Consider the following 20,482-nt stretch of genomic DNA (forward strand, 5'->3'; position numbering starts at 1 on the left):
TTAAAGTTTATTAATTATGATACAAATTTAGCGACTTCGACAATGTGTTTCAATAGATATAAATAATATAATATTATAAGTTAATAGTATTTAAATATGGACTTAAAATTAGTTCTGATTTATTATTAAATTCATAGTTATTTATAGTGTAGAATATCAACTTGATAAAGAAGGGGGTAAATAGGTGAGTAATTGCTTATCCTTTCTTTACTAATTGTTTTATTTTAATTGAAAAGGCTGCAAATATAAGTGTCATAAATGGACTTAACCAATTAAATATGGCATAGAAGAAATAATCAACTACAGGGACACCTAAAACCCCAGATTGATAAGCACCACAGGTGTTCCAAGGGATTAAGACTGAAGTTACTGTTCCTGAGTCTTCAAGAGTTCTACTTAAATTTTCAGGTGCTAAACCTCTGTCTTCATAGGCTTTTTTAAACATTTTGCCAGGTATAACAAGCGCAAGGTATTGATCTGAAGCTATCGCATTCAAACCGAGGCAACTAACCACTGTGCTAAAAAACAACCCGAAAATTGTAGTTGCCACAGACAATAAGGCTTGAGTGATTCTTGCAAGAGCTCCAATGGCATCCATGATACCACCAAAAACCATGGCGCAAAGGATAAGGTAGATGGTCCAAAGCATACCATTCATTCCTCCAGCTGAAAATAAATCATTGAGTTTTTCATTATCTGTTTCAATTGCAGTGTCAGTAAGAATAGAATTAATAATAGCTCCAAATTTTGATTCAGAAAGATTATTTAAAATATCGGGTTGAAAAATAAAGGAAAAAATTCCTGCCAATACAACACCTGTGCCAAGTGCAATTAAAGGTTTCGTTTTTAAAAGTATCAAAGCAATTACAGCAGCAGGAACTAAAAATAACCATGGTGAAATATTGAATGTATTATTGATTGTGTTTAATAAGTTACTTATATCTGCACTTCCAGTTGTATCGATATTCATACTAATAACGGCAAAAACAATTAGTGTGATTAATATTGTTGGTACTGTTGTAATGGTCATGTATCTAATATGGGTAAACAAATCTGTTCCAGCCATAGCAGGAGCAAGGTTTGTGGTGTCACTTAGAGGTGACATTTTATCACCAAAATAAGCCCCTGAAATCACTGCTCCAGCAATCATTCCTGGATGAATTCCTAAAGCTGTTCCTATGCCAACTAAAGCAATACCTACAGTTGCTGAAGTCGTCCAGGAACTTCCTGTTGCTATTGAAATAACTGCTGCAATTACTACAGAAGCTGGTAAAAATATTTCTGGACTTAACACTTGTAATCCATAATAAACCATTGCAGGAATCACACCACTCACCAACCAAGTGCCTGCTAAAGCACCTACAAGTAATAAAATTATTATAGGAACAATTATACTTTTTATATTTTCCCAAACCTCTTTAACCATAAGTTTTAGAGGAACTTTATTCATTAATCCACCAATCATTGCTACAAAGCCACCCATTAATAATATGAGCTGGTTTGTATAACCTCCTAACCATTCTTGACCATCAACAAAAAAGATATTATAAGCTAATAAACCCATTAAAATGACAACAGGAATAAGCGCTTCATAAATATTGAGCTCTTTGTTTTTTACAATGTCTTGTTTATCTGCTTTAAATTTAGAAATGTTATCGTCGTCTTGCATTGATTAGGCTTTAGTTTTGTAATGTTACGATTTTGTCAAGGGAATTGCAAATTGAATTAGTGGTGTGTTTATGCTATATAATTGTTTGAATTCTGAATGAAATGTATATAAGAAAGCCTTTTGAATATCATTTCAAAAGGCTTTCTTTAATTGAAAATAAATCCTCTAAACCATTTCAGCTTTAAGAATATTTAAAGATTCCATGCACTCACGCATCATTTGATATGTACGTTCAATATCGGCATCTAAACCAATAGAAAAACGAATTAGACCATCACTTAATCCCATGGCTTCTTGTTCTTCCTCAGGAATTTCAGAAGATGTAGAACTTCCAGGAGCAGAGAATAAGGTTTTATAAAATCCTAAACTCACAGCGAGATATCCTAAATTTTTCTTTTGCATCATCTCCATTAATTCGTTGGCTTTATCTAAGCTTCCAACATCAATGGTGAGCATGCCTCCAAATCCGTATTTTTCATTCATCATCGATTTAAATAAATCATGAGAAGGATGAGATGCTAATCCTGGATATACGGTTTTTAAACCATCTTGTTCAAATTTTTCAGCTAAATAAGAAGCATTCAAACTGTGCTGCTGCATGCGAATATGTAAGGTTCTTAAATTCTTTAATACGGAAGCAGATCTTAAGCTATCCATTGTTGAACCTAAAAGCATAGAAGCACCATCATTTACATTTCTAAGCGCATCGATAAATTCTTGAGTACCACAAACGACTCCACCAACAGTATCGCTTGAGCCATTGATAAATTTTGTTAAGCTGTGAATGACGATGTCAGCACCCAATTTCGCAGGTGAAATTGACAATGGAGAGAAGGTATTATCAACGACCAGTGTAATATTGTGTCTTTTGGCTATCTCTGCCAAACCTTTAATATCTGCTACTTCCAGTAACGGATTACTAACCGATTCGCAAAATATGACTTTTGTATTTTTTGTAATGGATGCTTCAACAACATCTAGCTTAGTGATATCAACAAATGAGGTTTCAATATTAAATCGAGGTGTAAAGTTTTTCAAAAAGGCATACGTTCCTCCATAAATGGTTCTGCTCGATACAATATGATCACCTGCGTCACAAAGTTGCATTAATGTTGGTGTAATTGCACCCATTCCAGACGCTGATACATTTGCAGTTTCAGTACCTTCCATGGCAGCTAACGCTTCGCCTAGATATAAATTTGATGGCGAGGAATGGCGTGAGTATAAATAACAGCCATCGGCATTGCCTTCAAAGGTGTCAAACATGGTTTTTGCTGATAAAAAAGTATAGGTTGATGAATCTGAAATAGACGGGTTTACACCTCCGAATTCTCCAAAATATTGCAAGTCCTGAATGTTATTTGCTGGTTTAAAGGCCATTAGTTTTAGATTTTGTTAGCTAAATATGGTTAAGCTTAGTTTATATCACATCAAATATCAATATTTATAGATAATATATCAATAGTTGGTTTTATAATTAGAAAATAAATCTACTAATAAGTATATTTGTGGATGTTTTTGTTTTGCTTATTGACATTCAAATTATAAAACTGAAAATTTTTCAAAATGATACAATTAGATCCAATCGATAAAAAATTACTGCATTTCCTTCAAAAGGATAGTAAGCAAACTAATAAAGAGCTTTCTCATAAATTAAATTTGTCGGTAACTGCAGTATATGAACGTATTAAAAAGTTAGAACGTGGCGGTATTATTTCCAAACATGTCGCTCTTCTTGATAAAAAAAAAGTGCATAAAAATTTTGTGACGTTTTGCAGTATCAAACTTGTGCAACACAGTAAAGATTATGTCATTGATTTTGAAAAACAGGTCACTAAACTTGATGAAGTGTTAGAATGTTATCACATTAGTGGTGATTATGATTACCTGCTTAAGGTTATTGTTGCAGATATGGATGAGTTCCGTGAATTTATGGTAAAAAAACTAACAACGATTAGTCATATTGGGAGTACACACAGCGCATTTATGATAAACGAGGTAAAACACACCACAGCTATTAAAATGTAAACGATTATTATATCTTTAACAAATGCAATCTACATGCTATAAACTAACAGAGTTTTTTATTCTTTTTGTGTTAATTCCTCTAAGTTTTGCAATTCCATATGCTTTGTGGATTAAAATGAGTATTGGTTGTTTTGGATTTCTTTATGTTGTGTTTGTACTCCTAAGAATTGAAAAAAACAGATTTAAAATCACTCCAAACTTGAATTGGAAAACTTTTTTTAAGCGAATTTCTGTTCAGTTTATAGGAATTGTCATTCTAACTATATTATACATGTGGTTTATTGATAGAGACAACTTGTTTATAATTGTAGCCAACAAGCCTCTAAAATGGTTAGCTTTGATTGTGATTTATAGTTCTCTTTCGGTTTATCCACAAGAGCTTATTTTTAGAACGTTCTTTTTTCAGCGGTATCAATTGCTTTTCAAAAGTGACGTTTTATTCTTATTTATCAATGCGACAGTATTTTCACTAGCGCACATATTCTTCAGAAATGGATTAGTTATGATGATGACATTCATTGGAGGAATCTTATTCGCTTTTACGTTCAAAAAAACAAAATCAACCCTTTTGGTATCCATTGAACATGCTATTTATGGCTGTTGGTTATTTACCGTTGGAATGGGAGAAATGCTTGGTTTTCCTAGTTAAAAAAAACGTGTATTTTTATAGTGCTCTAATTACAGTTGAATACCACTATGAAATACCATCGAATTAAAGATTTTTATAAATCTATATTTGAGTCTTATGAAAGTCCGTTACTTGAAGAACATATTAAAAAATTTATAGAACTGGATAAGTTTTTACCTTATAGTTCTACGTTTTTCTGTATCACAAACACTCAAGATTTAAGGTTTGAATATATTAGTAAGAATTTTAATGCATGTTTAGGACTAGATTCTAAAGAGATGAGCATTAAGGGTATGGGTTACTTTTGGTCAAGAATACACCCTGAAGATATCGAAGGTTGGCTTGCTGCACTAAATCAACTTATGGAATTTACTATGGGTAATATTCAGCTTACAGATCGAGATAGAGCAAATTACACATGGAATTTCAGATTAAAAAATAAGAATGGTATTTATGTGAATATTATTCAAAATACCACACCTTTGATGTTCGATTCAGAAGGGAAACCAATTATTGGATTAGCACATTATACTGTATTAGATTCAAGCATTAAAATGAAAATAACAGCATCAGCTAAATTGCTAAATGCTCAAAATGAATACGAAACAATTTATTATAACAATTTTTCTCAAAAACTACTAAATGATGGTATTAGCAACAGAGAACGTGATGTTATTAGGCTACTTTTATTAAATCATTCTAGTAAAATTATTTCAGAAAAGTTGAGCATAAGTCCGCATACTGTTGATACACATAGAAGAAATATTCTCAAAAAACTTAATGTCTCCTCCACAGGAGAACTTATAGGAATGCTTAAAACGAATCAACATTTTTTATGATGTGTTACAATTACTCAAATTGAGTATTGCTTGAATTAAATAAAAAACAGAATTTTGAACTGTTATTAATTCAAGAGGGAAAAATACGCTCATTCAGATTAGGTTTTTTATGAAAATCTAAAAGGAATGGGCTTTTTTTTGCGCTTGTGTAAACACTTAAAATTACTAGTAATTCATTAATCAAAATTGTATTTTTGTATTTGAATTAAAAATCGATAAAAAAATACTTTATGAAATCTTACGATGTAGCAATAATAGGTTCTGGTCCTGGTGGATATGTAGCAGCCATTCGATGTGCGCAATTAGGCATGAAAACAGCAATAATCGAGAAATATTCTACACTTGGTGGAACATGTTTAAATGTTGGTTGTATTCCTAGTAAAGCCATGTTGTCATCTTCTCATCATTATGAAGAAGCTACAAAACATTTTGAAGAGCATGGCATAGAAATTCCTGGTGATATCAAAGTGAACCTAGAAAAAATGGTTGCTCGTAAACAAGCGGTTGTCGATCAAACGACAGGAGGCATCGATTTTTTAATGAAGAAAAATAATATTGATGTTTTTGAAGGCTTAGGAAGTTTTAAAAACGCAACACATATCAAAATAGAAGGTAAAGATGCTGGAGAGATTGAAGCGAAAAACATCATTATAGCGACAGGATCTAAACCTTCAAACTTACCATTTATTACCTTAGATAAAGAACGCGTGATCACATCTACTGAAGCGTTAAAATTGAAAGAAATTCCGAAGCATATGATCATCATCGGTGGAGGCGTTATTGGATTGGAGCTCGGACAAGTATACAGACGTTTAGGAGCTGAAATTACGGTTGTTGAATATATGGATAGAATTCTGCCTACTATGGATGCTGGTTTATCTAAAGAGTTGAATAAAGTCTTTAAAAAGGCGAAATGCAACATGATGATGTCTCATAAAGTGCAGTCTGTTGAACGTACAGGAGACGATGTTATCGTAAAAGCCGAAAATAAAAAAGGTGAGGTTGTTGAGTTTAAAGGCGATTACTGCTTAGTCTCTGTTGGACGACGTCCTTATACTGACGGACTTAATGCGGAAGCTGCAGGAGTGAAGCTTAATGATAGAGGTCAAGTTGAAGTTAATGAGCACTTACAAACTAATGTGCCAAATATCTATGCCATTGGTGATGTCATTAAAGGTGCCATGCTCGCTCATAAAGCTGAAGAGGAAGGTGTCTTTGTTGCTGAAATTCTTGCTGGACAAAAACCACATATCGATTATAACTTAATTCCCGGAGTAGTTTATACTTGGCCAGAAGTTGCTGCTGTTGGTAAAACTGAAGAAGAATTAAAAGACGCTGGAGTAGAGTATAAGGTTGGACAATTTCCATTTAGAGCTTTAGGAAGAGCAAGAGCTAGTGGTGATCTTGACGGTTTTGTGAAAATATTAGCCGATAAAACAACTGATGAGGTTTTAGGTGTGCATATGATTGGTGCACGTTGTGCCGATTTAATTGCTGAAGCTGTTGTCGCTATGGAATACAGAGCATCTGCCGAAGATATTTCACGTATGTCACATGCTCATCCAACATTTGCAGAAGCTGTTAAAGAAGCTGCTTTAGCGGCAACTGAGGATAGAGCACTACATGTGTAATAGAAAAGAATGTCATTCTGAGCATCGTCGAGGAATCTAATTTATATATAAGCAAACTCAATGAGTTTGCTTTTTTTATTTTAAATAGAACATTCTAGAACAATTTAATATCTTTATGTACATAATTATTCAGCCTCAACAACTACCTTCAACTTAATTTGCTTGCTAACCAAAGTGAATGATTAAGTTTTTTCGTAAAATTCGTCAAAACCTGATAAAGGAAAATAAAACGTCTACATATTTTAAATATGCCATTGGTGAAATAATCCTTGTAGTCATAGGTATTCTTATAGCGCTTCAAATAAATAACTGGAATGAAACTCGAAAAACCAACAATCAACTTCATGGGTATTTAAAAAGTATCAGTAAAAACATTCAATCAGACACTACGGAAATCAATCAGATAAAAAGTATTAGAATTCAACACAATCGTGCCGGAAAAGATTATATGAAATGTATGCTTAAAGATTCAATGTCTTTAAGTCTGGTAAGTAGAATGGCTCCTGTTGTTGGAGAACAATATTTAAATGTGAATACAGCAGCTTTCGATGCATTAAAAAACTCAGGTTTTATTGCTAATTTGCAAGGTTCTGCAATTGAAGATGCTATTTTTGATTATTATGCTTATTTTGAAGAAATCCATGAAAGTGAGACGAGTTTAAATAATTTTATAGAGCGTCTGGAAGTGGGTTTGTTTGATGAGGATTTCGATAAAGTTTCAAGATTCTTTAAAATGGAGCATAGACAAATTACAAAAGAGGAATTGCAAATAACTCTAGAACTTATCTATAAGAATTCTAAAATGTTAGGCATCATGCAACGTGTCGCTGATGAAGAATATTTTGAGGTATATGATAGTTTAAGAGCTAAAGGTCATAAAATTGTAAAACTGATAGAAATGGAAATTGCTAATGATTAAATTCTTCCGTAAAATTCGTCAAAATCTAATTATGGAAAACAAAACATCTAAGTATTTCAAATATGCTATCGGTGAAATAATCCTCGTAGTCATAGGTATTCTCATTGCGCTTCAAATTAACAACTGGAACCAAAATAGGTTAAATTCTAGCAAGGAAACAGCAATTTTAGCCGATATTCATAGGGAGTTTATACAAAATAGAAAACAATTAGATTCGGTTATTGGTGAACATAGAACTGTTTATGAAAGCTGTCATAAAATAATCAGTTTATTTCCAATTACTTCGAAACCAGAGCCTGAAGTTTTAGATTCTTTATCACATCATTTGTGGTGGTCTTATGGAGGCATTACTTTTAATCCGTCGCAAACGAGTATCAATGCACTTGAAAGTACAGCTTCTTTCGATATTATTAAAAATGATACCTTACGTGATTTTTTGATTTCTTGGAATGATTTAGTAACCGATTATCAAGAAGAAGAATTGCTTTCAAGAAGTCATATTTGGGACCAATACGATCCTTATATGTCTAAACATTTTGATTGGAATTTTAATTTTAAAGACGAACGAAATAATTTTCAAGCGTTACAAACTTTAGAATTTGAGTACATGGTTAAAGGCAGATTTGATTTGATGGAGCAAATTTTAGAAAGTAGTGGAGAATTAAAAAAAGTACAAGAAACACTAGATCAAATTATCGAACTTTCTAAGACTAATGCCAACAATTAATTACTCTAGATATATAAAATAATCAATTAATGAACGAACTTACACTCACAACTCCAGCACTTTTGTTTTCGGCAATCTCATTAATCATGTTAGCATATACCAATCGGTTTTTAGCTTATGCTGCTGTCATCAGAAATCTACATGATAAATATTTGGAGCAAATGGATGAATCTCTTATCGAGCAAATCAAGAATTTAAGATTAAGACTTAATCTAACGCGTTGGATGCAAATTTTTGGAATAACAAGTTTGTTATTATGCGTGTTAACTATGTTCTTGATTTACATTAATTTCGATGTGTTAGCTGTTTGGGTTTTTGGTTGTGCGCTAATACTTCTTATCGTGTCTTTGGCTTTATTAATAAAGGAAATACAAATTTCAGCGAAAGCATTAAGTCTTCATTTGAGTGATATCGAAAGCCATTTGAAAAAGAACTAATTTCGATTATAATTCTTTTATCAAATCATAAATTCGTAGTCGATTGCTATAATCATCTTCGTTGATGTCTCTTACAAAACAATAGACGCTAATTTTATCGTCTCTTACTTTTGCAGATAGTTCTTCAACCGTAAATGGTCCGAATTCTTTAGATTTTTCAATATAATAAAACTCATGGCCATAAATTAAATCAGAGACTTTCTGTTTGTATTTTTCTCTTAGATAAATTTTTACATCTTCAATACTGTTTAAATCTTCTGTGTAGTTTGTCGTGTTGATAAAAAGTGCAAATTCTTTTTTATTCTGATGGTTTAAAACCAATACATCGTCATCTTTAAAATAGGCTTTTACTACGATAAGTCCATCTTCAGTTTCAATAGAAAATATGTTATTAATACTTAAGGTCCAGGAGGTTTCTATTACTGAAGACTTTCTGGATATTTCAAGTATGTTATCTTCCTTGAATGTGTAAACGGACTTTTTTTTAGAAATTCCATTCACTAAAACCCATTGCTGATTGATAAAATGCGAATCGTGATGGCGATTGTAATCAAAAGGCTTTAAATTCGGAATGGTGTTGCGTAAATAATCTTCCATTAAGCAGGTTTTCAACAAAAATAATAATTATTAATCCAACGTAGTTTTATTGAATTTATTGAATGATTTAAAACTTTTCTAAAAAACTTAAGACCGTTTTTTTGTAGGTTCTACTTATAGGTAAGGCATTATTATGAATGGTAATGTGTTCATTAGTAAAAGATGTAATAGCAGATATAGCAATAATATATGATCTATGAATCCTTAAAAATAGTGACTTCGGAAGCTTTGCTTCAATAGAACTGATGGTTTCTCTCGTGATGATAGTCATGTGATTTAAATGTATTTTTAAGTAATCACTATAGCTTTCAATATAGATAATATCATTAAAATCAATCTTAATCATTTTACGTTCTGAACGCACAAAAAAGAAGTCAGAACTTTCATTTATAGCATTTACTAAAGGTTCTTTTTCTCCATAAATTTCGAAATAAGTATGAATTGCTTTTTGAAGTCTTTCCAATGAAATTGGTTTTAATAAATAATCAACAGCTTTGAGCTCAAATCCTTCTACAGCATAATCTCTATAAGCGGTTGTGAAAATGACCTTAATGTTTGAATTTATTGATTTTGCAAAAGATATTCCAGAAATATGAGGCATGTTAATGTCTAAAAACACCAAATCAATGGTTTGATTACTGATATGGTTAAAAGCTTCCATCGCATTACTGCAACTCGCAACTACATGAGTATTTTTAATTTTTGATAAATGTGTAGCAATAATTTCTCTGGCAATAGCTTCATCATCGACAATTAAACAAGAAATGGTTTGGCTTTTAGTCATGATTGCTGATGTGTAATTGTAGTTGTACCGAAAATTTGTCGTTTTGATTCATAATCTCAAGGTGATACTGATTAGGATATAGCAATTCTAAACGCTTTTTTATGTTATCTAATCCAATACCATGTTGCTGTTCAGTATTTTCTGAGTTTGAATTTTCTATTCTGAAATCGATCATATGTGAATGAGCAGACAATTGAATGTCGATTTTAAGTTGTCGATCAATAAGGCTTCCGTGTTTAAAACTATTTTCAATAAATGGAAGTAATAACATTGGAGCAATGGTGACAGATTCTGATGGGATATCAATATGAAAACTCACATCAAGGGTGTCATTAAAACGCATTTTTTCTAAATCGATATAATCTTGAATATGGGCAATTTCTTCTGAAAGTAAAACGGAAGGTTTCTCTGTTTGGTACAAAAGATAGTCTAATAGATTAGATAGTTTAAGAATCATATCTGGCGTATCATCTGCTTTTTTCAAAGCAAAACCATACATGGTATTGAGTGTGTTAAATAAGAAATGCGGATGAATCTGCATTTTTAAATAATGGAGTTCTTGTTCCTTTAATTTCAGCTGCGCTTCTAAGATTTTCGCCTCCAATTCAGCGTTATTTTTTGATTGTTTTAGATTTAATTTTAACAACTTGAAGGCACTAACAACAATAACAACAAGATAAACAGCTGTGGTGATAAAGAGCACATTTTTAGTCAGTGGATTCATGTCTGCATATTCAAAATTTGAAATGTAAATCAGACTAAAAAAAATAGAAACAAACAAGAGATACAAAGAAATGATTAAGGTATAGCTAGTGTAGAGCGCAAAACGCCAATACTGTTTGGTAATAAGATAGTCTGGAATCAATTTATAACTTGCTACATATGTTGTTGCAATAGTTATTGGCATTAAAAACAGAGAGAACTTAAGAGTGTCTTCATAAGTTGCTTTTTCTACTCCAAAAAAGTTAGTAAAGAAAAATAAAACAACAATCCAGAAGAGGAGGTGTAACAGGATTTGTCCTATTTTTTTTAGTATAAACGCTTTTGTAAACATAACGATATTACAATAATAGTCTATTTTTTTTCTGAATGAAACGATTTTGAGATGAACAACCAATTTAGTATGCTTTTCGACCGACTGGTTAAATCAGGTTTTAAAATGGTTATTGGTCGCAATAAAAAAAAAGAAACGCAAGTTAGGTATAAGTTTGACTATGTTTAACTAAATTTAAAATTATGATAACACTTACTTTTACTATCAAAAGCTTAATCAACCTTTCTGTATTCATGAATATATTTATGGATGGCGGACCATTATTTATGTCACTAATATTAATTTGTTTATTAGTGTCAATTGCATTTCTAGTGTTGGGTTTCTCTAAGATTAATAAAGCTTCAGAAAAATCGGCAAAGCTACTAAAATTGGCTGCCGATTCTAGTTTACTTGGATTGGTCATGGGTTTTTTAGGATCGGTTTTAGGATTGATTTCCGCATTTGATTCTGTTCAAGCCCTAGGTGAACCTGATCCTGCTATTTTTGCTGGAGGATTGAGAGTGTCATTGTTAACGGCAACTTTCGGACTTTTTACGTTTGTAGTAGCGCGTATCGGAATTTTAATTTTAAGGTCTTTTTTATCGTCGGAATCAAAAATCGAGTAGTATATTGTAATCCCATTTTTTTTAAGTGAGTCCATGTCATCAGGCTCACTTTTTTTGTGGTTAAAATTGATTATTCTCCTGTATATTTTTCATAAATTTAAATACTTTAATAAAATATGTGACTAAATCTAAATGTGTGTGTCTTAATAATAACCTTTTATAATCAATCCAACATTTTTTGGAACCCTTAGAAAAAATTAATAAGCTATCTGACGAGGAGCTGGTGAGTAACATTGTAAAAAACAATGACACTCTGCTGTTCGAAGTATTGTACGATCGATTTGCACATTTGGTGTATAATAAATGCTATGGATTTGCTAAGGATGAAGATGAAGCGAAGGACTTAACACAAGATGTGTTTTTAAAACTATTTGTGAAGCTGGCAAGTTTTAAAGGGAAATCTAAGTTTTCAACATGGTTGTATGCTTTTACTTATAATCATTGTGTAAATTATGTAACCCGTAATACAGCTAAAAAATTTGAAAAGCAGTCTGTAGATTATACAGATATAGAAAATATTTCTGAAGAGCCAAACGACGAGGGATTTAATGAGATGCGTTTAGATAAACTCAAACAAGCCCTAGAACTCGTTTCGCCTGATGAAAAAATGATACTGTTGCTAAAATATCAGGATAATCTCTCAATTAAGGAGATTGAAAGTGTTTTAGATATTGGAGAAAGTGCGGTTAAGATGCGAATTAAACGTGCTAAGGATAAATTGTTAACTGTTTATAGTGATAACCTTGTGTAATGGAAAATCCTTTTAAAGACATAGATAAGCCATTGAGATCAGTTCCGCCAGAACTGAAATCCAAGGTCATGAATGATATTGCTATTGCAAAGTTATTGATGGAGTTAGCCGAATTATTCTCTTATAATCTTGGCGATGTTATTGAAACAGTAATGAGTAAAAGACCAAAAAAATAAGCTATTAATATAATCATCACATCATGGATAAAGTAACAGAATACAAAGACATAGCCACAGAGTCTCTCACTGCTATGTGGCTTGAGATAACAAAGATTTTTCCAAGTATTATTGGAGCTCTGGTAGTTTTGGTAATAGGTTGGTTAATCACAAAAATTGTGGTTAGACTAATTAAAAAGGCCCTAAAACTTGCCAAAGCAAATAAACTGGATGATAAACTTAATGAGATTGAAATCATTGAGGGTAAAAAACTCAATTTTGATACTGTAAAAATCGTATCAACATTTGTGAAATGGGTGATTTATATCATGTTACTTATAGTTGTTTCAGATATTTTAAACCTCAAAATTATATCTGAGCAAATCAGTAATTTCTTAGGGTATCTGCCACAACTGTTTGTAGCACTCATCATATTTACACTTGGTTTGTTATTTGCAAACTTTGTAAAAAATGCACTCAAATCCTTCTTTGAGTCTATGGATTTATCTGGTGGAAAAATGATTAGTCAAGTTGTGTTTTTCTTGCTAATTATTTTTATTTCAATTACAGCTTTAAATCAGGCAGGTGTTGATACAGAGATAATTACAAGTAATCTTACTATGATTCTTGCGGCTTTTTTATTGTCTTTTGCACTGGCATTTGGGTTGGGAGCTAGAGAAGTTGTTGCCGATTTATTACGAACGTTTTACACGAGAAAAACTTATGAAGTTGGTAAAAAGATAGAATTTGAAAATAAAGTTTATGAAGTTGAATCGATAAGTAACATTTCTGTAGTTCTGAAAAATTCAGATGGTAAACTTATAGTGCCTATTAAAGATATCGTGGAGAATCAGATAAAAGTTATGGACTAAGTATAATTTAGGGTTAAAGGTTAGCATAATTATATGACCATAGCAATTTGACGATCTTTCGCTTCCCTTTTCATTAATTTGAAAAGGGATTTTTTATTGTTTTTAACAACTAACAACTAACAACTAACAACTAACAACTAACAACTAACAACTAACAACTGACAACTAACAACTACTTCCTTTTGTTTCGCTTGTTGTAATTTTTATCGCCTCTGGTTTTAGGCTTTTTGTATTTTGAAGCAATTTTAAATTTGTAAGAACCTCCTAAATTTTCCTTTTTGTTTTTGTCTTTCTTCTCATGAAAAGCAGGTCCTACTGCATCTTCTGTGCGTTTTGTTGGATTGTTTCGTTCTCTAATTTGCGGACGCTCTTCTTCAATCAATTGCTTAGAAATTTCAACGTTTTCAGGAAATGGAATTAAAGTAATAGTCATGTCCATATACTCCTGAATCGTTTCAATGGCTTCTTGTTCCTTTTCAGTAGAGAACGTAAGGGCTTGTCCTTGTTGCTCTGCACGTCCTGTTCTTCCAATTCGATGCATGTAATTTTCTGGAAATTTAGGTGTGTCAAAATTAATCACATGACTAATATTTTCAATGTCTAATCCACGAGCCATAACGTCGGTAGCAATCAAAACCCGATTGTCACCTGCTCTAAATTGTTCAATACTACGTAGCCTGTAATTTTGAGTTTTATTTGAATGAATTACGCAAGATTGACCAGGAAAACGTTCCTCTAACTCATCATAGAGTAAATCTGCAAGCCTTTTGAAGGCAACAAATACCAAAACTTTATGATAAATTTCGGTGTCTTGAAGCAAGTGTTCTAATAAATTTGTCTTCGTGTGAAAATTGGCAACATCATAGCGTCGTTGTTCAATATTATGAAGTGGTGTTCCCGAAACAGCTATGGTCACACGTTCTGGATTGATAAAGAAATCCGTAATCAATTCATCAACATCTTCGGTCATAGTTGCCGAAAACATTATATTTTGACGACGCTCTGGTAAAATGTCAAAAATATTTAATAATTGATGCCTGAAACCTAAATCTAACATGACATCAACTTCATCAATCACCAGTTTTTGAATGCTCTTCAATTGCAATACATGACTTACTGCGAGATCAAATAAACGACCAGGAGTGGCTACAATGATATCTTGTCCTTGAGCAACAGCCTGTTTTTGTGTATTAATATTGGTGCCTCCATAAACCCCTAAAACTCTAACATTAATGTAAGCTGCTAGTTTTTCAATTTCATCTACAACCTGAACAACAAGTTCTCTGGTTGGTACTAAAATTAATACTCTTGGATTTTCTTGAGTAGAATACTTTAAATGTCGTAAAATAGGCAGCATATAGGCAAATGTTTTACCTGTACCTGTTTGCGCAATTCCTACGACATCTTTTCCTGAAGCTACAAGATTAAAAGCTTCCGCTTGAATAGGTGTAGGTTTTACAAAGCCTAAGTCGTTTAGTGCATTGTATAAAGGTGTATTTAAATTTAAATCTTCAAAAGAGATGGCATCGTTTTCCATAATGCAAAGGTAATTTTTTACTTTGGAAAAACAGACTTGTTCTGCATGGCTTTAATTCAGTATTTTTGTGATTCATCTGAAATGCATTGAGACGTCTTACATCTGTACATATTTCTAACCCGGAAATCTTTAAAAATCAACTACTACTTTGGAGTCAGAAATTTGAAGAAATTGTTTGGTTAGATTCTAACCATTATAAGCACAGTTATGCTAACTACGATGCTGTATTGGCAGTAGAAGCCTTTACCAGTATTCAAACCGACTATCACGATGCATTTGAACAATTAAAAACTTATCAAACCAGTACTAAAGATTGGTTGTTTGGCTATTTGTCTTACGACTTAAAAAATGATGTTGAAGCCCTAACGTCGAAAAATTTTGATGGACTACAATTCCCTGAATTGTGTTTTTTTCAGCCTAAAAAGCTATTTCTGCTAAAAGGAAATACCTTAGAAATACAATACTTGAATTTTGTTGCTGACGAAGTTGAAGATGATTTGCAAACTATTACATCTGCAGTCTCATCGAGCACAACTGAGAAGTCTTCCGAAGACCAGACGATCAAAATTAAACTCAGAATTCATAAAGACGAGTATTTTCAGAAAGTCCATACCATGTTGAATCACATTCATCGAGGTGATATTTATGAAGCTAATTTTTGTCAGGAGTTTTATGCCGAACAGACATCGATTCATCCCTTTGAAATTTATAACAAACTTAATAAGATTTCTAAACCTCCTTTTGCAACCTTTATTCGGTTATACGATAAATATTTGCTTTCGGCATCACCAGAGCGCTATATTAAGAAAGAAGGCAATAAAATTATTTCACAACCTATTAAAGGGACAGCGAAACGTTCGCTACACAAAGACGAAGATTTTCAGCTTAAAAAAGGGCTTTCCGAAGACTCTAAAGAGCGTAGTGAAAATGTGATGATAGTCGATTTAGTACGAAACGATTTGTCTAAAACAGCAACCAAAGGCAGTGTGAAAGTTGAAGAACTTTGTGAGGTATATTCTTTTAAACAAGTGCATCAAATGATTTCTACAGTCACTTCAGAAATCGATGATACCATGCATCCCGTTGATGTGATTAAAACAACCTTTCCTATGGGAAGTATGACAGGTGCTCCAAAAATTTCTGCTATGCGAATCATTGAAGAATTAGAGGAAACCAAACGTGGCTTGTATTCTGGAGCTGTGGGTTATTTTACACCAGAAAGCGATTTCGATTTTAACGTGGTGATTCGAAGTATTTTGTACAATGCTTCAGAGCAATATGTGTCGTATTCAGTTGGAGGCGCAATAACAGCAAAGAGTGATCCACTCAAAGAGTATGAGGAATGCTTGCTGAAAGCGAAAGCCATGCGAGAGGTTCTTGAAAATTAACCCAAATTTCTCCTGAAGCTTTGTTGTATTGCCTTGAAAATGCGTTCTAATCTCGTAACTTCAATATGCTTGATTTTAGAAATCTCTTCAAAGTTGAGTTTTCCAAAAACATGTAAATCCACAATATTTGCAATTTGTGTTGGTACCCAACTATAAAAACCGCCAATAACTTTTGGTGTATTTTTTAGGCTAATGTCTTGAATGTTAAACGCATCTAATAAATTACTGTTACTGTCTGTGTATAAAAACAAATGCTTATGCTTGCGACTTTGGGCATAAGAAATATCATCAAAATCTTCTTGCATGATCAAGTCTAAATCAGCATCAACAGAGAATTGCTCATCCAATCCGTCTAATTCTTCCTCTAAAATGTCGCTTGTACTAATCGTGTTTTTATGAAAGTCTTCGTTTTTAAAAATGGTATCTAATTCACGATCAGCATACGAAAAGAGTTTAAGTTTAATAGCAAGAGCTTCATCGTCAACATTATAGCCAGATTCATATAGCTTTAAAATACTTGTATCTATCAGATCGGTTGAAGTATACATATTTTTAGGTAAAATTCCTGTTGATTCCGCAATATATAGGCGATGCTTAATGTAGGTATGCAGATGTTGTGAAGCAGAAAGCACCTTTTTATCAAATTCATTTTGGCTCGATTTGTTTTGAATGTCATTTAAAGTTTTCATGGCTCTCAATTTTAATGTTGAATTAAATGTAATCTATATCTCAGAATTTAAATATGATAAATGTCATTAGCCATCAAATTGTTTGGGTTTTTAAGTAAAGCAAAGTTGTATATTTGAACCATGATTGAAGCATTCCATAATCATATCAAATCTAATCTCAAATTTCTAGAGAATAGTAAACTTCTTATTGCAGTTTCTGGAGGTCTGGACAGTGTGGTGTTGACACAGTTATGTCATGAATTAAAATTGAATTTTGCTTTAGCACATTGTAATTTCAAATTACGTGGAAAGGAAAGCGATGCAGATGAAAATTTCGTATTAGAGTTAGGCGACACTTTAGATTTGGAGGTTTTTGTTGAATATTTTGACACGGAAACATTTGCTGAAATTGAAAAGCTGTCTATTCAAATGGCTGCTCGTGAACTGCGATATCAGTGGTTTTTTGATTTGGCTAAAAACTTAAACTTCGATTATGTTTTAACAGCGCATCACGCGGATGATAATCTGGAAACCTTTTTAATTAATTTATCTCGAGGCACAGGTCTAAACGGACTCACTGGGATTCCTGAAATCAATGATAATATTGTCAGACCATTGTTGCCATTCTCGAGAGAACAATTAGAGGAATATGCTAAAAGTAATGGCTTAAATTGGCGTGAGGATAGTAGTAATATTTCTGATAAATACCTTCGGAACAAATTAAGACATCATGTGATTCCTGCCTTCAAAGCTGCAAATCCAGACTTGCTTCAGAATTTTAAAAAGACACTAGAGCATCTCAACGATACTTCAGATATTGTTGAGGAAAGCCTAAATGCTGTTGCAAAACGTGCTATCGAATCTATTGATGAGCATCATATTGGGTTTAAAATTTCAGAATTTAAAAAGGTGAATAATCCCAAAGCATATTTATTTGAGATGTTTAAAGCTTACGGGTTTACCGAATGGAACGACGTTGTGGGCTTGTTAGATGCGCAATCTGGAAAACAAGTGTTGTCTAAAACACATCGCTTAATAAAAGACCGAACACATTTGATTTTAACTGATTTATGTCACCATGAGCGCAACCGAAGTGTAAGCGAAGAATCTATCCTCATCAACGAATCTGACATTAAAGTTAAAACACCAATAGGCACTTTATTATTCGATGAAGCTGAAGGCGTTTCCAAACCCTCAAAAATGTCTATTTATGTAGATAAAAATCAATTAGTTTTTCCGTTACAATTGCGACGATGGAAAGATGGTGACCTGTTTCATCCTTCAGGAATGACAGGAAAAAAGAAGCTTAGTAAATATTTCAAAGACGAGAAATTGTCTATTGTAGATAAAGAAAACATCTGGTTACTGACTTCAAATGACAAGATAGTTTGGGTGATTGGAATGCGAGCAGATGAACGATTTAAAGTAACCGAATCTACAACGCATATGTTACGAATAAAATTAAATTAAGTTGTCATTCAGCGGAAGGAGTGACCTAAGAATCTAAAAACACATAATTACATAATGCAAAAATTACTTGGACAAATAGTTGATATTCAAAACAAGCGAATTTTCAAAGGAGTGCTTACTATTGAAAATGGCAAAATTAAATCTGTTGAAGAGAAAGATCATAACGTGAATAACTACATTCTTCCTGGATTTGTTGATGCGCATATTCACATTGAAAGTTCTATGTTGGTTCCAAGTGAGTTTGCCAGAATTGCTGTCAACCATGGTACAGTTGCTACAGTATCAGATCCTCATGAAATAGCCAATGTGTTGGGAGTGAAAGGAGTGGAGTTTATGATTGAAAACGGAAAGCAAACACCTTTTAAATTCAATTTTGGAGCACCTTCTTGTGTACCTGCAACATCTTTTGAATCCGCAGGAGCTATTATAGATTCTGATGATATTAAAATGTTAATGGCTAATCCGGAAATTAAATACTTAGCTGAGATGATGAATTATCCTGGTGTTTTATTTGATGACGAAGACATTCTTAAAAAAATAGCTTGGGCAAAACACTATGATAAGCCCGTGGATGGTCATGCGCCTGGAGTTGTAGGAGATGATATTACAAAATACATCAAAGCAGGCATTTCAACCGATCATGAATGTTTTACATATGAGGAAGGTTTGGAAAAACTTCAAAAAGGGATGAAAGTCTTAATTCGAGAAGGTAGTGCTGCTAAGAATTTTGAGGCTTTAGTAGATTTACTTCCAGAGTATTTTGAGGATATGATGTTTTGTAGTGATGATAAGCATCCTGATGACTTGATTATAAATCATATCAATGCATTGTGTGCTCGTGCAGTCGCCAAAGGCATTGATGTGTTTAAAGTGCTTCAGGTGGCTTGTATTAATCCAGTAAAACATTATAATCTGGATGTCGGTTTGTTGCGCGTTGGCGACGATGCAGACTTTATTGTGGTTGAAGATTTGAAGAATTTTCAAGTTTTGCAAACGTATATCCATGGCGAATTGCTTAGTGAAAATGGCGTTTCAAAGTTGAAGTCTATAGCTTTTGAAAACCTGAACAATTTCAATACTAGCAAGAAGACTATTGGAGATTTCAGAATATCTTCAGAAGCAAAACAAATAAGAGTTATCGAAGCACTTGAAGGTCAGTTGGTGACTAACGAATTGATTGAAAAAGCAACACTTCAAAATGGCAATCTGGTGTCAAATACAAAAACTGATATTTTAAAAATGACCGTCGTCAATCGTTATAACGATGACAAGCCTGCAATGGCATTTATTAAGAATTTCGGATTAAAACAAGGTGCAATTGCATCTTCAGTTGGTCATGATTCGCATAATATCATTGCTGTCGGAGTTTCTGATGAGGCTATTTGTAAAGCCGTGAATCTTATTATTGAAAATAAAGGTGGAATTTGTGCAGTCACATCTTCCGAAGAAAAAATCGTTCCGCTTCCTGTGGCTGGTATTATGAGTGATCAGGATGGTGTAACCATTGGTAAACACTATGCAGAGTTGGATGACATGGCAAAACAATTAGGAAGTACGCTTCGCGCACCTTACATGACCTTGTCGTTTATGGCGCTGTTGGTAATTCCTTCATTAAAGTTGAGCGATAAAGGCTTGTTTAACGGAAAAGACTTTAAATTTACATCTTTACAAATCAGCTAATTCGAAATCAACTTAACAGCAAACAACGTCATAACTCATTATT

Annotated in this window: 21 protein-coding genes; 14 read left to right on the plus strand and 7 right to left on the minus strand. The window is 32.9% G+C overall.

The window, feature by feature from the left end:
* Positions 1–196: 196 nt before the first annotated feature.
* Complete coding sequence (gene nhaC, locus TD18_RS14155) at positions 197–1,669, minus strand: Na+/H+ antiporter NhaC (protein ID WP_040253831.1); 1,473 nt, start codon at positions 1,667–1,669, stop codon at positions 197–199.
* 165 nt (positions 1,670–1,834) lie between these two features.
* Positions 1,835–3,049: an aminotransferase class I/II-fold pyridoxal phosphate-dependent enzyme gene (locus TD18_RS14160; RefSeq protein WP_040253833.1), complete on the minus strand. Its 1,215-nt coding sequence runs from the start codon at positions 3,047–3,049 to the stop codon at positions 1,835–1,837.
* A gap of 186 nt (positions 3,050–3,235) precedes the next feature.
* On the opposite strand from TD18_RS14160, the gene TD18_RS14165 reads away from it, so the two are divergent.
* The 7 genes from TD18_RS14165 to TD18_RS14195 all read left to right on the plus strand — a co-directional run bounded on the left by TD18_RS14165 (position 3,236) and on the right by TD18_RS14195 (position 8,878).
* The gene (locus TD18_RS14165; RefSeq protein ID WP_040253836.1) at positions 3,236–3,697 is read left to right on the plus strand and encodes an Lrp/AsnC family transcriptional regulator; all 462 of its coding nucleotides are present in this window, start codon (positions 3,236–3,238) and stop codon (positions 3,695–3,697) included.
* Positions 3,698–3,719: 22 nt separating this feature from the next.
* Positions 3,720–4,346, plus strand: coding sequence for a CPBP family intramembrane glutamic endopeptidase (locus TD18_RS14170; protein WP_040253838.1), 627 nt, complete (start codon positions 3,720–3,722; stop codon positions 4,344–4,346).
* A gap of 47 nt (positions 4,347–4,393) precedes the next feature.
* Entirely contained in the window at positions 4,394–5,164 is a 771-nt protein-coding gene (locus tag TD18_RS14175) for a LuxR C-terminal-related transcriptional regulator (protein WP_040253842.1), read from the plus strand.
* 230 nt (positions 5,165–5,394) lie between these two features.
* Positions 5,395–6,795, plus strand: a complete 1,401-nt coding sequence (gene lpdA / locus TD18_RS14180; RefSeq protein WP_040253844.1) for a dihydrolipoyl dehydrogenase — start codon at positions 5,395–5,397, stop codon at positions 6,793–6,795.
* Between the two features lie 178 nt (positions 6,796–6,973).
* Complete coding sequence (locus tag TD18_RS16810; protein WP_052461194.1) at positions 6,974–7,714, plus strand: DUF6090 family protein; 741 nt, start codon at positions 6,974–6,976, stop codon at positions 7,712–7,714.
* A 31-nt stretch (positions 7,715–7,745) separates the two neighbouring features.
* Positions 7,746–8,441: a DUF6090 family protein gene (locus TD18_RS16815; protein ID WP_162483192.1), complete on the plus strand. Its 696-nt coding sequence runs from the start codon at positions 7,746–7,748 to the stop codon at positions 8,439–8,441.
* 29 nt (positions 8,442–8,470) lie between these two features.
* Positions 8,471–8,878, plus strand: a complete 408-nt coding sequence (locus TD18_RS14195; protein WP_040253847.1) for a DUF2721 domain-containing protein — start codon at positions 8,471–8,473, stop codon at positions 8,876–8,878.
* 6 nt (positions 8,879–8,884) lie between these two features.
* Here TD18_RS14195 and TD18_RS14200 read toward each other — a convergent pair whose 3' ends face one another.
* The 3 genes from TD18_RS14200 to TD18_RS14210 form a co-directional block, all read right to left on the minus strand.
* Entirely contained in the window at positions 8,885–9,475 is a 591-nt protein-coding gene (locus TD18_RS14200; protein ID WP_040253849.1) for a hypothetical protein, read from the minus strand.
* Between the two features lie 67 nt (positions 9,476–9,542).
* Positions 9,543–10,259: a LytR/AlgR family response regulator transcription factor gene (locus TD18_RS14205; RefSeq protein ID WP_040253852.1), complete on the minus strand. Its 717-nt coding sequence runs from the start codon at positions 10,257–10,259 to the stop codon at positions 9,543–9,545.
* Positions 10,252–11,313, minus strand: coding sequence for a sensor histidine kinase (locus TD18_RS14210; RefSeq protein WP_040253854.1), 1,062 nt, complete (start codon positions 11,311–11,313; stop codon positions 10,252–10,254). Before TD18_RS14210 ends, TD18_RS14205 begins: the two co-directional genes overlap by 8 nt.
* A 182-nt stretch (positions 11,314–11,495) precedes the next feature.
* Between TD18_RS14210 and TD18_RS14215 the strand changes: the two genes are divergently transcribed.
* The 4 genes from TD18_RS14215 (at position 11,496) to TD18_RS14225 (ending at position 13,696) form a co-directional block, all read left to right on the plus strand.
* Complete coding sequence (locus TD18_RS14215) at positions 11,496–11,918, plus strand: MotA/TolQ/ExbB proton channel family protein (protein WP_040253856.1); 423 nt, start codon at positions 11,496–11,498, stop codon at positions 11,916–11,918.
* A 178-nt stretch (positions 11,919–12,096) separates the two neighbouring features.
* A complete protein-coding gene (locus TD18_RS14220; RefSeq protein WP_040253858.1) occupies positions 12,097–12,669 on the plus strand; it encodes an RNA polymerase sigma factor in 573 nt (190 codons plus the stop codon).
* Complete coding sequence (locus TD18_RS17400; protein ID WP_162835795.1) at positions 12,669–12,845, plus strand: hypothetical protein; 177 nt, start codon at positions 12,669–12,671, stop codon at positions 12,843–12,845. Before TD18_RS14220 ends, TD18_RS17400 begins: the two co-directional genes overlap by 1 nt.
* 23 nt (positions 12,846–12,868) lie before the next feature.
* A complete protein-coding gene (locus TD18_RS14225) occupies positions 12,869–13,696 on the plus strand; it encodes a mechanosensitive ion channel family protein (RefSeq protein ID WP_040253859.1) in 828 nt (275 codons plus the stop codon).
* Positions 13,697–13,868: 172 nt separating this feature from the next.
* Here TD18_RS14225 and TD18_RS14230 read toward each other — a convergent pair whose 3' ends face one another.
* Positions 13,869–15,233, minus strand: a complete 1,365-nt coding sequence (locus TD18_RS14230; protein ID WP_241480682.1) for a DEAD/DEAH box helicase — start codon at positions 15,231–15,233, stop codon at positions 13,869–13,871.
* 86 nt (positions 15,234–15,319) lie between these two features.
* Here TD18_RS14230 and pabB point away from each other — a divergent pair, with 86 nt between their 5' ends.
* Positions 15,320–16,621 carry an aminodeoxychorismate synthase component I gene (pabB, locus tag TD18_RS14235; protein WP_040253862.1) on the plus strand — a complete coding sequence of 434 codons (1,302 nt, stop codon included), beginning with the start codon at positions 15,320–15,322 and terminating at the stop codon, positions 16,619–16,621.
* Here the strand turns inward: pabB and TD18_RS14240 are convergent.
* Positions 16,618–17,310: a hypothetical protein gene (locus TD18_RS14240; protein ID WP_040253865.1), complete on the minus strand. Its 693-nt coding sequence runs from the start codon at positions 17,308–17,310 to the stop codon at positions 16,618–16,620. The genes pabB and TD18_RS14240 overlap by 4 nt on opposite strands.
* A 120-nt stretch (positions 17,311–17,430) precedes the next feature.
* On the opposite strand from TD18_RS14240, the gene tilS reads away from it, so the two are divergent.
* Together tilS and ade are read left to right on the plus strand one after the other, a co-directional pair.
* On the plus strand, positions 17,431–18,759 hold the full coding sequence (tilS, locus tag TD18_RS14245) for a tRNA lysidine(34) synthetase TilS (protein WP_040253867.1): 1,329 nt from the start codon (positions 17,431–17,433) through the stop codon (positions 18,757–18,759).
* 54 nt (positions 18,760–18,813) lie between these two features.
* Entirely contained in the window at positions 18,814–20,439 is a 1,626-nt protein-coding gene (ade, locus tag TD18_RS14250; RefSeq protein ID WP_040253869.1) for an adenine deaminase, read from the plus strand.
* Positions 20,440–20,482 lie beyond the last annotated feature (43 nt).

Source organism: Psychroserpens mesophilus (genome assembly GCF_000826645.1).
Taxonomy (GTDB): Bacteria; Bacteroidota; Bacteroidia; order Flavobacteriales; family Flavobacteriaceae; genus Psychroserpens; species Psychroserpens mesophilus.

Excerpts from the sequence above, each read along its gene's own strand:
- TD18_RS16815 (WP_162483192.1), top strand. The coding sequence starts at position 7,746 with ATGGAAAACAAAACATCTAAGTATTTCAAATATGCTATCGGTGAAATA.
- TD18_RS14225 (WP_040253859.1), top strand. The coding sequence starts at position 12,869 with ATGGATAAAGTAACAGAATACAAAGACATAGCCACAGAGTCTCTCACT.
- tilS (WP_040253867.1), top strand. The coding sequence starts at position 17,431 with ATGATTGAAGCATTCCATAATCATATCAAATCTAATCTCAAATTTCTA.
- ade (WP_040253869.1), top strand. The coding sequence starts at position 18,814 with ATGCAAAAATTACTTGGACAAATAGTTGATATTCAAAACAAGCGAATT.
- TD18_RS17400 (WP_162835795.1), top strand. The coding sequence starts at position 12,669 with ATGGAAAATCCTTTTAAAGACATAGATAAGCCATTGAGATCAGTTCCG.
- TD18_RS14205 (WP_040253852.1), bottom strand. The coding sequence starts at position 10,259 with ATGACTAAAAGCCAAACCATTTCTTGTTTAATTGTCGATGATGAAGCT.
- TD18_RS16810 (WP_052461194.1), top strand. The coding sequence starts at position 6,974 with ATGATTAAGTTTTTTCGTAAAATTCGTCAAAACCTGATAAAGGAAAAT.
- TD18_RS14215 (WP_040253856.1), top strand. The coding sequence starts at position 11,496 with ATGATAACACTTACTTTTACTATCAAAAGCTTAATCAACCTTTCTGTA.
- TD18_RS14160 (WP_040253833.1), bottom strand. The coding sequence starts at position 3,049 with ATGGCCTTTAAACCAGCAAATAACATTCAGGACTTGCAATATTTTGGA.
- lpdA (WP_040253844.1), top strand. The coding sequence starts at position 5,395 with ATGAAATCTTACGATGTAGCAATAATAGGTTCTGGTCCTGGTGGATAT.
- TD18_RS14195 (WP_040253847.1), top strand. The coding sequence starts at position 8,471 with ATGAACGAACTTACACTCACAACTCCAGCACTTTTGTTTTCGGCAATC.
- TD18_RS14210 (WP_040253854.1), bottom strand. The coding sequence starts at position 11,313 with ATGTTTACAAAAGCGTTTATACTAAAAAAAATAGGACAAATCCTGTTA.
- TD18_RS14175 (WP_040253842.1), top strand. The coding sequence starts at position 4,394 with ATGAAATACCATCGAATTAAAGATTTTTATAAATCTATATTTGAGTCT.
- nhaC (WP_040253831.1), bottom strand. The coding sequence starts at position 1,669 with ATGCAAGACGACGATAACATTTCTAAATTTAAAGCAGATAAACAAGAC.
- TD18_RS14230 (WP_241480682.1), bottom strand. The coding sequence starts at position 15,233 with ATGGAAAACGATGCCATCTCTTTTGAAGATTTAAATTTAAATACACCT.
- TD18_RS14165 (WP_040253836.1), top strand. The coding sequence starts at position 3,236 with ATGATACAATTAGATCCAATCGATAAAAAATTACTGCATTTCCTTCAA.
- TD18_RS14170 (WP_040253838.1), top strand. The coding sequence starts at position 3,720 with ATGCAATCTACATGCTATAAACTAACAGAGTTTTTTATTCTTTTTGTG.
- TD18_RS14200 (WP_040253849.1), bottom strand. The coding sequence starts at position 9,475 with ATGGAAGATTATTTACGCAACACCATTCCGAATTTAAAGCCTTTTGAT.
- TD18_RS14240 (WP_040253865.1), bottom strand. The coding sequence starts at position 17,310 with ATGAAAACTTTAAATGACATTCAAAACAAATCGAGCCAAAATGAATTT.